This window comes from Ruegeria sp. R13_0 (assembly GCF_017743995.1).
GTDB lineage: Bacteria > Pseudomonadota > Alphaproteobacteria > Rhodobacterales > Rhodobacteraceae > Ruegeria.
The window spans coordinates 1-11,692 of the sequence record NZ_JAGHRB010000022.1; the positions used below are offsets into that span (position 1 = coordinate 1).

The following is an 11,692-nucleotide window of genomic DNA, read 5'->3' on the forward strand; positions in this document are numbered from 1 at the left end:
CAATATGATCCGCAAAGATCAATTCACGCCCGGACTCCGCCCGTTTCAGCAGTTTGTTCAACTGGCAGGCTAAACTGCCCACCAACCCCATTGATGCTCTGCCATCCAATAAGTTTGCGACAGAACCTGAAAACACTCACTCACGGTTTAACCGCCATCGCAAAATAGCGTCAGGGTTAGTCAAAAGCATGACAAATACTGGGAAGACTGAAGTCGGAGTTCCAGATTACGCTATGCAATGGTGAAATGCCTGTGATCCGCATTATTTTTAGCTCCCTTCCCCGATTATGCGCAAAATAACGACTTTATGAACCTTACTTTAGCCACACCACTAATTCGCCATCATACTCGATAAGTATCCCTTATCATGTATGTTGAGATTTGACCGGATTTGTCGCAGAATGGCTGCTATGAAGCCCCCGTCCCCATACCTCCCCGCCGCCTCCCCTGCCCTCTCGGACACGGATCAGGAGGCGCTCACTGATCTTTATGTGCGCGGCACACCGGAAAACACGCTGCGAGCATATGAACGGGACCTGCTTTATGTCACTGCCTGGAAGTCCGCGCGGTTCGCAGCGACGCTGGACTGGCCGGAATCTGAGGCCACCGCCCTCGCCTTCATTCTCGATCACGCCCGCAATCTGAATGACGCACCAGAAACGGATGTGGCCCGCGAAACCGCAGAAGCGCTGATTGCTCAGGGGCTGCGCAAGTCCCTCGCCTGCCCGGCCCCGTCGACGCTGGACCGGCGCATCGCCTCCTGGCTGGCCTTTCATCGAATGAAGAACCTGACCAGCCCTTTCGGCGCGCCGCAGGTGAAGCAGGCCCGTGCCAAGGCGCGCCGTGCCGCCGCCCGGCCCCCTGCCCCTAAATCGCAACACCCGATCACCCGGGATGTGCTGGAACAACTGCTGGCCACCTGTCGGGGGTCCCGGCGGGATTGCCGCGACCGCGCCATCTTGATGCTGGGTTGGGCTTCTGGTGGTAGACGGCGCTCGGAGATCACCGGGTTGATGTTTGAAGACGTCTCGCTGAAGGAATTCGACGAGAAAGGCTTGGTCTGGGTCTCACTGCTGGAAACCAAAACGACAACCAAAGGTGAAACGCCGCGGCTGGTTCTGAAGAGCCGCGCTGCACAGGCGCTGTTCCATTGGATAGAGGTTGGACAGATAAAGAGCGGGCCACTGTTCAGACCAGTCTCAAAAGCGGATCGTGTGCTGAAACGCAAGCTGTCCCCGGATGCCATCTACCAGATCGTCAAACATCGCCTCCGGTTGGCAGGGTTGCCGGAGGACTTCGCCTCGCCGCACGGTTTGCGTTCTGGGTTCCTGACCCAAGCCGCACTGGACGGCGCTCCGATCCAGGCTGCCATGCGCCTGTCGCTGCACCGCTCCATGGCCCAGGCACAGAAATATTATGATGACGTCGATATCGCCGAAAACCCGGCAGCGGATCTACTGGGGTGAGCTGGCGCTAAACGAAGAAGGCGGTAACCCGTGGGTTACCGCCATTGAAATAAAGAAATCTGAGCATGGGTAACCCGCGGGTTACTACTCGTTCAAAACAGCTTCGAAAGCTTCAACCGCTCTCTGGAGCTTTGACCTGTCAATCGAACTGAAGTCCTGACCAGACAATATCCTGCACTCTCCCTTTCGCGCAGTGACTTTTGAGCCGCCCACGTGGAACTCATACTTCACGCTCTCGGCTCTCTCACGTCGCTTGCCACTACCCGGTTCAGCATCAGTATCTGCCAAGAAGGCATCCAGTGCCTCGTTTTGCTCACCGGCTGTGGATGCGCGCACCAACACATCTCTTAACCCAGCAGCTGAATCCGATGACGCTCGAAGTTTGCGCGCAACCTCAACGCCAAGGTTTCTGGAGACACTCTTTGGAAACGGCAAAGCACCCTCAAGTTCATTGAGCAGATAAACAAAGCTGCGAATGTAAGAGCGTTTCATCTTGTGTAGGGAGGAGTACAGCCTTCCGACCAAAGCTTCTGCATCCCCTGCCCCCAACTCTGAATCTTTGGAAGCAAGAATTGCGACTTGCGCCATCTCAGCAAAAGTCAGGTCCTCCCGAACAACGTTCTCCTCGACCATGTCAATGTAGAGGTCGATGCGATCGCTATGGGATTCGGCAACTCGCGCTGTAACACTGGAAAACCGTTCATCACCGGTCTCCTCAAAAAGCTGCTTAAGAGCAGTAACTCGTCTCCAACCTTTTTTGAGCTGGAAGCGACCATCTGAATCCTTATAAAGTTCTATGGGCTCTTTTTGGCCGCGTTCCTGAATAGAAGCCTTGAGTTCATCCATCTCATCGGAACTTGCGACGGACGAAAGATCCAAACGATCTCTTGGCAGGTCTGTCGTATGAATTTCATTGATGCCGACCGCAACCAAAACTCGCCCCTCATCACGAGCTTTGCGATACTCCTTTGCATCGGAGGCATTTTGCCGTCTCTGTTCGACACGGTTCTCAGTGCTTTCATTTAAGCTGTTTGCTGCTTCCCGTACTGCAGCCCCCATTGGACCCACTTCGCGGCGGCGTGTTTTCTTGAGGTCATCTTCATCAATCGGAGTGAAGCCAAATTTGTTACCGCTCATTCTACCCGCTCCTCAACTTTAGTACGCGCCTCCCAGGCCCGTAGGACGACATCCTTAAATTCGCTGTATGCATTATCAAAGGACTGACGCGCTCGCTTCCATGTGTCCCGAGTCATCTGTCTGTAGTCCTGCTCGTAAACAGACATCTGGAACCTACCAGATTGCTCGACCGCACGTGTCATTTCGATGGGATTTTGACAGACATCGGCGCCGAAGACATTTTTGAAAGCATCCATCATCGCGACATGCAAAGAGTTGCTGGCCTCGAAGCGAGTCATGAGAACACGTATGTCATCGAACCTTTTAGGAAGCGTGATACCGGCATCCTGTGCAATACGTTCGAACCCGCTGGTTATGTCTTCCAAGGCATCGCCAAGCTGACCAAGATAACTCGTTGTGCTGTCATACTCCCAATAACCAGGACCAGACGGAATATAGAGGATGTCAGCAGCAAAGGCCGCATTCAAAGACTGGTATCCAATTGCCGGCGGGCAATCGAAAACAATCAAATCATATTGGTCGTCAGGCAACTCATCCAGATATCTTGCTACGCATCCAAAAAAACTCCATGCCTTATGAATGGACCTGTACTGAGCGGACGCAAATTCAACGAAGGCCGCGTTCGCACAGCTCGGGATGATGTCGATCGTCGACCATGAAGTTCTTTGAATGAAGTCTTGTACACGTTGTGCGCCAATCGACTGAACATCTTCAGGCAATTCGTCGGCAGTAGGGTAGGGGCAATCTGCGGGATCATCATATTCGTCCGCGATCCGGTTCGCCTCACGGCAGAGATCGCGGCACATAATGCCCCAGACAGTATTCCACTCTCTAACTTCAGCCAGACCCATTGAATGCGTGAGTGTCGCCTGGGGGTCGAAATCCACCACCAGAACACGGTAACCATCAAGCGCGGCCGCATTCGCCAAGTGCTGGGCAACGACGGTTTTGCCGACACCACCCTTAAAGTTCGAAACCGCTACTCTCATAGCTCGGCCTGCCGGCCTTTGAGGCAGGAGGCTTTTACCTCTAAATCTCAGGCGCCTTCTCAACTCATTTATCTCAGTCAGAGAAAACCATCTTTGCCGCCCATCATCTTCAGTCGCCCCTTGCGGAAGAGACGGGTCTTCGGCCAACTTCTTTCTCAAGGTGTCCGCCGGGACATCAAACATGAACTGGCTAATCTCCCAGATAGAGAATGGTCGAAGCACTTTCTCGTCAGCGGGCGAGAAAGTAGCGCGGCGGACGGCAGCCTGTTGAGCCAGGCTTCGTTCGTTCATAGCTTGAAGGTCGGTGTGGTCACGCATGATGCTGCTCTTGTTATATCACGATTGTCTTCTAATAACGCGATTTTGGAAAACTGCAAAACGTAAAGAATAGAATTTCCGCTTTTTCGGCTTCGACTCGGTAAAAACGGGAGGTATTTCAAAGGTGAAGCTATGTTTTGGTGACAGGCAGCGATCAATTACCAGATATATGGTGACACTAGACCTCCAATAGGGTGACAGCCTAGTGTCACCCATAACCTATTAACCGAATTTTCTTTTGATCTTGAAGAAAGAGGCGGCCATCCTGTTTTTCAAAGCCCGTTGACAAACTACGGGATTTCATCACACTGAACCCAATTGATGGAATCGGTCGGCGAAACCGATCCGCTCGAGGCACAGTGGCAGTATCAAAATGGAAATAAAACGATTTACAGGATATCAGGCCGGTTCTCAGAAGTACGATCTTTTGACTGCAATCTCTGTTGCGGGATTGAATGGCACACCCGGTTTTCAATGTTCGATGATGCGGCTCATTGCGCTGATAACGGCCCGATACAACTGGCGCACTGATGAGCTGACGGTCGGTCAAAAAGAAATGGCCCGCCTCTGGTCCGTGGACGAACGAACCGTCAAGCGAGAAATTAAACGGTTGACGGATTCTAATATACTTCTCCAGCTTAGGCCTGGGGTTAGAGGCCGCGTTGCAGCGTATCGACTCAACTACGCGGAAATTTACCGTCTGAGCGAACCGGTTTGGCAAAATGTTGGTTCAGATTTTGTATCGCGTATGGAGACACAAAGCCCAAAACCAACTGAAAAGGTTGTTCATGTTCAGTTTGGCCAAGAAAGACCAGTGGCTATTGAACATGAGGGACAAGACCTTCAGGATCCATGGGGCAGGGCGCTTCGGCGCCTATCAGAATCTGAAGCATTATTGTTTGAAAGTTGGTATCGCGAACTCAAATTTGTTGAAACGCAAGATCAGACAATCACCTTGCGCGCACCCAGCAAGTTCATCGCACAGTACATTCAGTCTCACCATTTGAAACCTTTACTTGGAGCGGTCCAGCTCGAGTTCGGGCGAATTCAGAAAGTGTGTCTGCTCGGCTAGCAATCCAGATTTGAAGGTCGCACGCTTTGCCTTAAGACCGCCGAACTAGCTGATTTCAACCGTTGAGTTTTGTCTCGAACCCCCCGATAGTTTTCAGAATGTCATCGAACATGGGGGTATCCCCGATGATCATTTCTTGCATCCCCACATAGTCCCGGCGCAGCGCTGCTTTCAGCTCAGGGTTCGGAAGCAATCTTAGATATCCGGGCCTGGCATTCTCGTAGTTAGCCCAAGCCGCTTTGAAGAAGACGGACTTATGGTGTGCGACCTGATCCAGCAAGTCGATCTGTTCGATAGCGCGAGAATGGGACTCGTGTGTGATCAACTGAGCCATGTCGTAATAGTGGCGCGACATACGGTCAGCCAGAGGTTTGGTGATGTCCTGATGATATAGCATATGCAGGATCGTGGCTTTTTCCCAGAATGTGCGTTCAACACCCAAGACCTTCACATCGACGTCGCCCGCCCCCAAAAGGTTTGGAAAGGCCTGATGCACGTAAGGTGATATCCTGCGGGACTCGGCTGGAAGGTGAACCCCACGAGCGCCAAATTCGAACCGCACCACCGGCTGAATGTACCCGCTGGCCGCGCTTGTCTTGGATGGGTAGGCGAAAAGCAGAGTTTGTGTATCACTAGGATCGACCGACAGGGAAAAGTTCTGATCCAGCACGGCGCTAAATTTGATCCGTGTTTCTCTCAGAAGCGGACCTGAGACCACTTTGGTGGCCGTATCCTGAAGCTCTTGCAGCAGTTGCTTTTGCTTTTTGCCGGAAAGGGCAGGGTGTTCGGGGTCACGCTCGCCCTCGAACCCGAGCTGCGCCCGGTCGAGGGACAAATCCACGTCTTCTGAGAATCGATGGATGATGTCATAGGCCTTGGATAGCGATGTCCCGCCCTTGAAGATCATGTGAGCGCCAAAAGAGGGCAGAGCGAATAGATGTTTCAGTGACCAACAGACCCAGAAATCCTTCTCGACGATTGCTTTGGACAAACCAAGCTGTGCGGCCGATTCCTGAAACGCCTCGTCACGGTTCTTTGGAGTATCGTTGGCAAACTGGTCCACGATCAGTTCCGCGCCACGATTTGCTGCACTACCGGGTGCATCCAGGCCGGTACATATCTACATTGTTTTGCGAGCAATGCGCGGTCCTTAATATCCAGATTGCGGGCCAGCGTGTCGACAACACGGCTATCCACCCGGTTTTTGCCAACATAGCGTAACGCCTGAAATACGGCGCCGGTTTTCTGGCCTGCACCAACTAGCGTTTTGGATGATGCATTTCGAAACTGGATGACTTGTCGACCAATTGTCTTGGTGCGGGTCGGGCCGTCGGTCATATAAGTCGGCTTGGACGGCACTTGGGTCGACAGCCCCAACTGGTTGGCTGCCATGGCAGGGGAGGGCTGTAGAACCTGATTGTCTTTGCGTGCAATCGCTTTGGCAATGTCATAGGCTGACGGAGACAACAGCCCTAATCGGGCGCTCTTTCTCGGATAGTCATAAAGCCCACGCGTTAACCGTCGGATCATCCCTTGATCCGCCAAACGCGACAATGCCTGATCCACGCTTGCGCGGGAGCCAATATCCAGAAAGTCGGTTGGCGCAAAGATTGCGCCCCGGCCTTTTCCGATGATGCGTTGTCTAATCGATGAGGTGATCATAGCTTTCTCCTTGTCAGAAAATATAGTACTTTTTTCTGACTTTCAAGTTAGGGGAATATCCGGGTGTTTTTGTAAGTTAGGCGGAAACCGGACCTTCTTTGCAGGCGCAAGCTAATCACATCAGAAAGGCGGAAGCAGACATTCGGTTTTCCCTGAACTGGGGGAAACCTCTGCACTGCCGCAAGTCGGCTCCGAGCCCGAAGCAGACTCCAGTTCGTGACATCAGACGACCTCAGGTTCAGAGAATTGTCCGCGAGCCGAGATGGTCTGCAAGCTGATCAAAAACCAACCTGATCCTTCGCGCTGTTTGTAACTCAGAGTGTGTGGCCAACCAGATAGGAAATTTGAATGGCTCGCGTTCGGGCAGAACACGCTCCACACCGGGTGTAAGGGCCGCCACATCGTCTGACATAACACTAATGCCGAAACCTTGGCGCACAAGCTCCCATGACACTATCCCGCTCTGCGATCCAATCCGAAAATTCTTGCGGGTTACTTCGATGTCAGCCGGATTGAGAAATCCAATCATCGTGTCAATATCGCCAAAGCCGACGAAATCCAACTTAGCAAGTTCGTCTTCATTTCGTGGTCGCCCAACCTGTTCGAGGTATGAAGGGGCAGCGTAAAAATGTGCCGTCGCTTCTGCCACGAGCTTTGCAATCAGGTCCGGCTGTGTCGGGCGCACATGCCGAATTGCGATATCTGCCTCACGCCGCTGTATGTCTCGTATGTCATTTGCTGCGACAACGTCGATCTCAAGCCGCGGTGCCGCAAGCCTGATCTGTTTGAGAATAGGCGGTAGCTGATAGGCTGACATCACGTCGGACGCAGTGATCCTGACTTGCCCTTCAACTGCTTGTGACTGGCTTGTTGCGGTCAGAGAAATTCTGTTCGCGACATTTGCCATTTCACTGACATGCACCAAAAGCTCAGCACCGGCTGTTGTCAGATTAAGCGACTTGCCAACCCTTTCAAACAAGGTGACGCCAAGCGCCTGTTCCAGCGCGGCGACCTGACGACCGACGGTTGGCTGGGTCTGCTCAAGCACGCGCGCCGCGGCGGAAAACGAGCCTTCTTCTGCCGTTGCAAGAAAGGATCGAGCTTGGTTCCAATCGAAATTGATAGCCTTCCAATTCATGCATTAATGCATAACAGTTCTGCAATATCTGGCAATTTAATAAATCGGCGTTTTAAGATATTGGCTGCGGTGACACCAAAGGAAAAGAGAAACGATATGGCTGCATTGTCCAAAGATGCCGCATTTTGGAGCAAGATTTCGCGCAAATATGCGGCTGATCCTATCCGAAATATGGAAGGGTATCTGAACACGCTCGAACGTACAAAGTCCTACCTGAAAGCCGAAGACAGCGTGCTGGAAATCGGGTGTGGGACGGGGTCAACCGCGTTGCTACTGGCACCACATGTGGCTCAAGTCACTGCCTCCGATCTCGCACCGGGGATGATCGAAATCGCCAACGAGAAACTCGCTGAAGAAGAGTTGGAGAATGTAACGTTCAAAGTGGCCGAGGTTCTGCAGCACGATCCTAACGACGGTTTTTATGACGCTGTCCTCGCACATAATCTGCTGCACCTTGTTCCCGATCTGGGCCACGCACTTGAACACATTGCGACCCTTACAAAACCCGGTGGGGTATTCATTTCCAAGACCGTTTGCGCCCCAGAAAGTGGAGGGTTCAAATACGGCATAATCAGCCGAATAGCGATCCCGATTATGCAGGCGCTCGGGAAAGCTCCGTTCGTAAATTTTGTGTCCGTAGCTGAACTCCAGAACGCTATTGAAAGTGCGGGCTTCGATATCGTCGAGACAGCGGATCAAGCCGGGTTATTGCCGAGCCGGTACATTGTCGCGAGAAAGCTGTGAAACAGTATTCGCGCCATAATTGCTTTGCATGCGAGGGACAGCTCGGGCCATCAAACGAGTATAATGATGAAAGATGGGATTTCATTTGCACGCCTTTCGGAAATCGATCCGAATGACATTGCGGTTCATATGTCCGACCCCCGGGTAGCAGAGCATATGCCGCTTTTGACGTTCAAATGGACTGTTGAGGTCGCAAGAGAGTTTATCGCTAAGAAGGAAAGCTATTGGGCACGGGACGGTCTTGGACATTGGGCGTTTTTGTCACGCGGTCGGTATGTTGGTTGGGGGGGCTTTCAAAAAGAAGATGGCGAGTGGGATTTTGGGTTGGTTTTGCGGCCCGACGCCTTTGGTCTTGGGAAACGGATTTCCAAAATGGCAATCGACTTTGCGATTGCTGACAAACGTATCCCCTTTGTCACGTTTCTGCTGCCACCAAGTCGAAAAAATCTGGGTGCGCTCCGGAAACTCGGCGCCAAACACATAGGCGAGATCGAATACGAAGATGCTCAGTTTCTCAAGTTTCGCCTGGATACGGAGTGAACTCCGTTCTTCCTGATTTTTCCCGGTGGTGCGCCATACACCCGTTTGAAGGCTTTGTTGAACGCAGGCTCTGACAAGTATCCGATGTCAGCGGCAATCTGCGAGATAGGTTGATCGGTGGACACCAACCTTTCTCTGGCCAGGTGCATACGCCACGTTGCAAGAAACTGGATTGCCGGAACACCTACCAACTCAGTAAACCGCGCCGCGAAAGCGGATCTGGACATACCAGCAACCTCCGCGAGTGACTCGACTGTCCAAGCCGCAGCAGGCGCACGGTGAATTGCGACTATCGTGCGCCCGATCTGCGGGTCTCGCGCAGCTTTTAACCAGCCTCGATCCGCATCGGGTGCGCTGTTCAGCCAACGACGAATGGCCTCAATGACAACCACATCGGCCAGTCGTGTGATCACGGTTTCGCCGCCCGGTCTCAATTCCCGCGCCTCTTTTGCGATGAATTGCAAAGTTGCCTGTAACCAGCTTCCGGCGTCCTCCTCCCACGGGTCGATTTTGAGTACATCCGGAAGCAAGCGCATCAACATATCACTGGCGGCGTGATCTATTCGGACCAAGCCGTACATGATGCCCGTCTCCGCGCCGCCACCGCCGTATTCCAGTGTTTCATAGAGCTCAGTCACCTTGCGAATGGGTAACTCTTCCAGCGTCAAAAGCGGGGTGTCTTCCGAACTGAAAAAACTGACGGGAGCGCCGTTGGTCATCAAAACCAGATCACCCTTTTCGACCTCGAACGGGTCGTCATCACCAATCTTCATGAGGCAACGCCCGTGCGTAATGACCGCAAAGCTCAGTATGTCGGGAAAGCCTAGTATGGACACGCCCCACGGTGCAGTCATGCGAGACTGGCAGTAGAATGTGCCTGTGAGCTTCAGAAGATGAAGGATTTCTCCCAGCGGATCGCCAATCGGCTGCGCCAGTGCATCGGGGTCGGGGACATGTGGGTCAAACTGGTTCATGTCATGAGATTGTACGAATTTCACCTGTTCGTCTATTCATTTTGGACGATTGGATAAGAATACGGGATTTTGAAGAATAGAACATCTCTTCTGATCGCCTAATTTCGGGTCATCAAATGAACTCATGGAGATGACCAATGACACAGCAATCCATTCTCGTACTTGGCGCAACAGGCAAAACAGGATCACGGATCGCGACACGTCTGGAAGAAAAAGGTCAAATAGTCCGGCGCGGATCGCGGAATGGTGAAACGCCATTCGACTGGAATGACCCGCAGACCTGGCCCGAAATCCTGGAAGGTGTTTCGGCTGCTTACATTTCTTACTTTCCCGACATCGCGTTTCCGGGCGCGGTTGAGCAGGTTGAAGCGTTCACAGCGTTGGCAAGGGAGAGTGGATTACAGCGTCTTGTGTTGTTGACCGGACGTGGCGAGTTTCATGCCGAACGAGCGGAAGAAGTCATTTGTAATTCCGGAGTTCCGTTCACCATCGTTCGTGCTGCGTGGTTTGCACAGAACTTCTCCGAAGGGGCATTGCTTGGTCCGGTCATGGCAGGTGTGTTGCCAATGCCTGCGGGCGATGTGCGCGAACCCATCGTTGATGTGGACGACATCGCGGACGTTGCCGTAGCCGCTTTGACAGAAGATGGGCACGCCGGCGAGCTGTACGAGGTCACCGGCCCGCGCCTCATGACGTTTGCGGACATGGCTGCCCAGCTTTCGCGCGCCGTGGGAAGGCCCGTGCAGTACCTGCCGATTTCATTCGAAGACTTCCACGCGGAAATCGCGAAGGCGAATGGCGAAATGATCGCTGATGTGATCACGGACATCGCGCGTGAAACGTTGGACGGGCGCAACGCGAACCTCGCGGGCGGTGTCCAGCGGGCGCTTGGACGGGCGCCACGCGACTTCGCCGAATTCGCACGCAAAGCCGCAACTTCTGGCGCGTGGACCAGCGCCGCTTGAGCCAGACCAAAAGACATTGGAGACAATCATGAGCCTCGATCTTAAACGCAGATTTGCCTTGGGCATGTCCGGTTTGACGGCATTCGCTATAGGTATGGCCATCACGCTGGACCCACAGTCTTTTTACTCCAGTTACGGCATCGTGCTTCCACCGCAGCCGAACTTGATGAGCGAGTTGCGCGCACCGGCTGCCAATCTTGCGGCACTTGGCCTAATTATCTTGTGCGGAGCCTTTTACCAAAAGTTGGTCCAGACCTCAGCCTTGCTCGGGGCTATGGTTTTCTCAGCTTTCGCCGTGGGCAGGACAATCAGTTTTGTCCTCGATGGTTGGCCATCCGAAAGCATTCTTGCCGCATTTGCGATAGAGGTTTTTCTTGCGGTGTTGTGTTTGTGGGTTGTCGGTGGAAATGTGAAATCTGCAGCGCCGGCCTGAGACGGCTTTGTCCGCATTTCGCGAATTCTGGCAGCCTTTGTATTTTGCGCTCGCAGCGAACGGCAGGTTCGAGGGGCCGCGCCGCAGTATGGAGACTATGGGGTGAAGGTCTGGAAAGGGCCGCCTGCCTGATCGGCTGACAGCGGGGTAGAGGGCCCCTGCCGCAATTGCGTAGAGATCCGTTCTGAGCCCAGTTCGACCGATACTGCAATGCGCAGGAATGTCGGGTCGCAGAATTTGCAAGGACGATGTTG

12 protein-coding genes are annotated in these 11,692 nt (G+C 53.2%); 6 read left to right on the forward strand and 6 right to left on the reverse strand.

Features of this window, described 5'->3' with window-relative positions; genetic code table 11:
- Positions 1-410: 410 nt before the first annotated feature.
- Positions 411-1,466, forward strand: a complete 1,056-nt coding sequence (locus J7394_RS20670) for a tyrosine-type recombinase/integrase (protein WP_209255864.1) — start codon at positions 411-413, stop codon at positions 1,464-1,466.
- A gap of 84 nt (positions 1,467-1,550) precedes the next feature.
- Here J7394_RS20670 and J7394_RS20675 read toward each other — a convergent pair whose 3' ends face one another.
- Together J7394_RS20675 and J7394_RS20680 are read right to left on the reverse strand one after the other, a co-directional pair.
- Positions 1,551-2,603, reverse strand: coding sequence for a ParB N-terminal domain-containing protein (locus tag J7394_RS20675; RefSeq protein ID WP_209255865.1), 1,053 nt, complete (start codon positions 2,601-2,603; stop codon positions 1,551-1,553).
- Positions 2,600-3,910 (reverse strand): AAA family ATPase, encoded by a 1,311-nt coding sequence (locus tag J7394_RS20680; protein ID WP_209255866.1) that lies wholly within the window; start codon positions 3,908-3,910, stop codon positions 2,600-2,602. Before J7394_RS20680 ends, J7394_RS20675 begins: the two co-directional genes overlap by 4 nt.
- Positions 3,911-4,283: 373 nt before the next feature.
- Between J7394_RS20680 and J7394_RS20685 the strand changes: the two genes are divergently transcribed.
- Positions 4,284-4,982, forward strand: coding sequence for a DnaA N-terminal domain-containing protein (locus J7394_RS20685; protein ID WP_209255867.1), 699 nt, complete (start codon positions 4,284-4,286; stop codon positions 4,980-4,982).
- Between the two features lie 55 nt (positions 4,983-5,037).
- On the opposite strand, the gene J7394_RS20690 is transcribed toward J7394_RS20685, so the two are convergent.
- The 3 genes from J7394_RS20690 to J7394_RS20700 form a co-directional block, all read right to left on the reverse strand.
- Complete coding sequence (locus J7394_RS20690; protein WP_209255868.1) at positions 5,038-6,045, reverse strand: nucleotidyl transferase AbiEii/AbiGii toxin family protein; 1,008 nt, start codon at positions 6,043-6,045, stop codon at positions 5,038-5,040.
- A gap of 2 nt (positions 6,046-6,047) precedes the next feature.
- Entirely contained in the window at positions 6,048-6,644 is a 597-nt protein-coding gene (locus J7394_RS20695; RefSeq protein WP_209255869.1) for a DUF6088 family protein, read from the reverse strand.
- Positions 6,645-6,882: 238 nt separating this feature from the next.
- Positions 6,883-7,782, reverse strand: coding sequence for a LysR family transcriptional regulator (locus tag J7394_RS20700; protein ID WP_209255870.1), 900 nt, complete (start codon positions 7,780-7,782; stop codon positions 6,883-6,885).
- Positions 7,783-7,878: 96 nt separating this feature from the next.
- Here J7394_RS20700 and J7394_RS20705 point away from each other — a divergent pair, with 96 nt between their 5' ends.
- Complete coding sequence (locus J7394_RS20705; protein ID WP_247748339.1) at positions 7,879-8,526, forward strand: class I SAM-dependent methyltransferase; 648 nt, start codon at positions 7,879-7,881, stop codon at positions 8,524-8,526.
- Positions 8,527-8,592: 66 nt separating this feature from the next.
- Positions 8,593-9,066 (forward strand): GNAT family N-acetyltransferase, encoded by a 474-nt coding sequence (locus tag J7394_RS20710; protein WP_209255871.1) that lies wholly within the window; start codon positions 8,593-8,595, stop codon positions 9,064-9,066.
- Here J7394_RS20710 and J7394_RS20715 read toward each other — a convergent pair.
- Entirely contained in the window at positions 9,033-10,064 is a 1,032-nt protein-coding gene (locus J7394_RS20715) for an AraC family transcriptional regulator (protein WP_371812116.1), read from the reverse strand. The two genes, J7394_RS20710 and J7394_RS20715, sit on opposite strands and share 34 nt — an antisense overlap.
- Positions 10,065-10,177: 113 nt before the next feature.
- On the opposite strand from J7394_RS20715, the gene J7394_RS20720 reads away from it, so the two are divergent.
- Positions 10,178-11,005, forward strand: a complete 828-nt coding sequence (locus J7394_RS20720; RefSeq protein ID WP_209255872.1) for an NmrA family NAD(P)-binding protein — start codon at positions 10,178-10,180, stop codon at positions 11,003-11,005.
- A 28-nt stretch (positions 11,006-11,033) separates the two neighbouring features.
- On the forward strand, positions 11,034-11,438 hold the full coding sequence (locus J7394_RS20725) for a DUF4345 domain-containing protein (protein ID WP_209255873.1): 405 nt from the start codon (positions 11,034-11,036) through the stop codon (positions 11,436-11,438).
- The last annotated feature ends 254 nt before the right edge of the window (positions 11,439-11,692 follow it).

What these genes read in the sequence shown, in the direction of transcription:
- J7394_RS20720 (WP_209255872.1), top strand. Translation starts at nt 10,178, where the DNA reads ATGACACAGCAATCCATTCTCGTACTTGGCGCAACAGGCAAAACAGGA.
- J7394_RS20695 (WP_209255869.1), bottom strand. Translation starts at nt 6,644, where the DNA reads ATGATCACCTCATCGATTAGACAACGCATCATCGGAAAAGGCCGGGGC.
- J7394_RS20700 (WP_209255870.1), bottom strand. Translation starts at nt 7,782, where the DNA reads ATGAATTGGAAGGCTATCAATTTCGATTGGAACCAAGCTCGATCCTTT.
- J7394_RS20705 (WP_247748339.1), top strand. Translation starts at nt 7,879, where the DNA reads ATGGCTGCATTGTCCAAAGATGCCGCATTTTGGAGCAAGATTTCGCGC.
- J7394_RS20675 (WP_209255865.1), bottom strand. Translation starts at nt 2,603, where the DNA reads ATGAGCGGTAACAAATTTGGCTTCACTCCGATTGATGAAGATGACCTC.
- J7394_RS20680 (WP_209255866.1), bottom strand. Translation starts at nt 3,910, where the DNA reads ATGCGTGACCACACCGACCTTCAAGCTATGAACGAACGAAGCCTGGCT.
- J7394_RS20685 (WP_209255867.1), top strand. Translation starts at nt 4,284, where the DNA reads ATGGAAATAAAACGATTTACAGGATATCAGGCCGGTTCTCAGAAGTAC.
- J7394_RS20670 (WP_209255864.1), top strand. Translation starts at nt 411, where the DNA reads ATGAAGCCCCCGTCCCCATACCTCCCCGCCGCCTCCCCTGCCCTCTCG.
- J7394_RS20710 (WP_209255871.1), top strand. Translation starts at nt 8,593, where the DNA reads ATGAAAGATGGGATTTCATTTGCACGCCTTTCGGAAATCGATCCGAAT.
- J7394_RS20725 (WP_209255873.1), top strand. Translation starts at nt 11,034, where the DNA reads ATGAGCCTCGATCTTAAACGCAGATTTGCCTTGGGCATGTCCGGTTTG.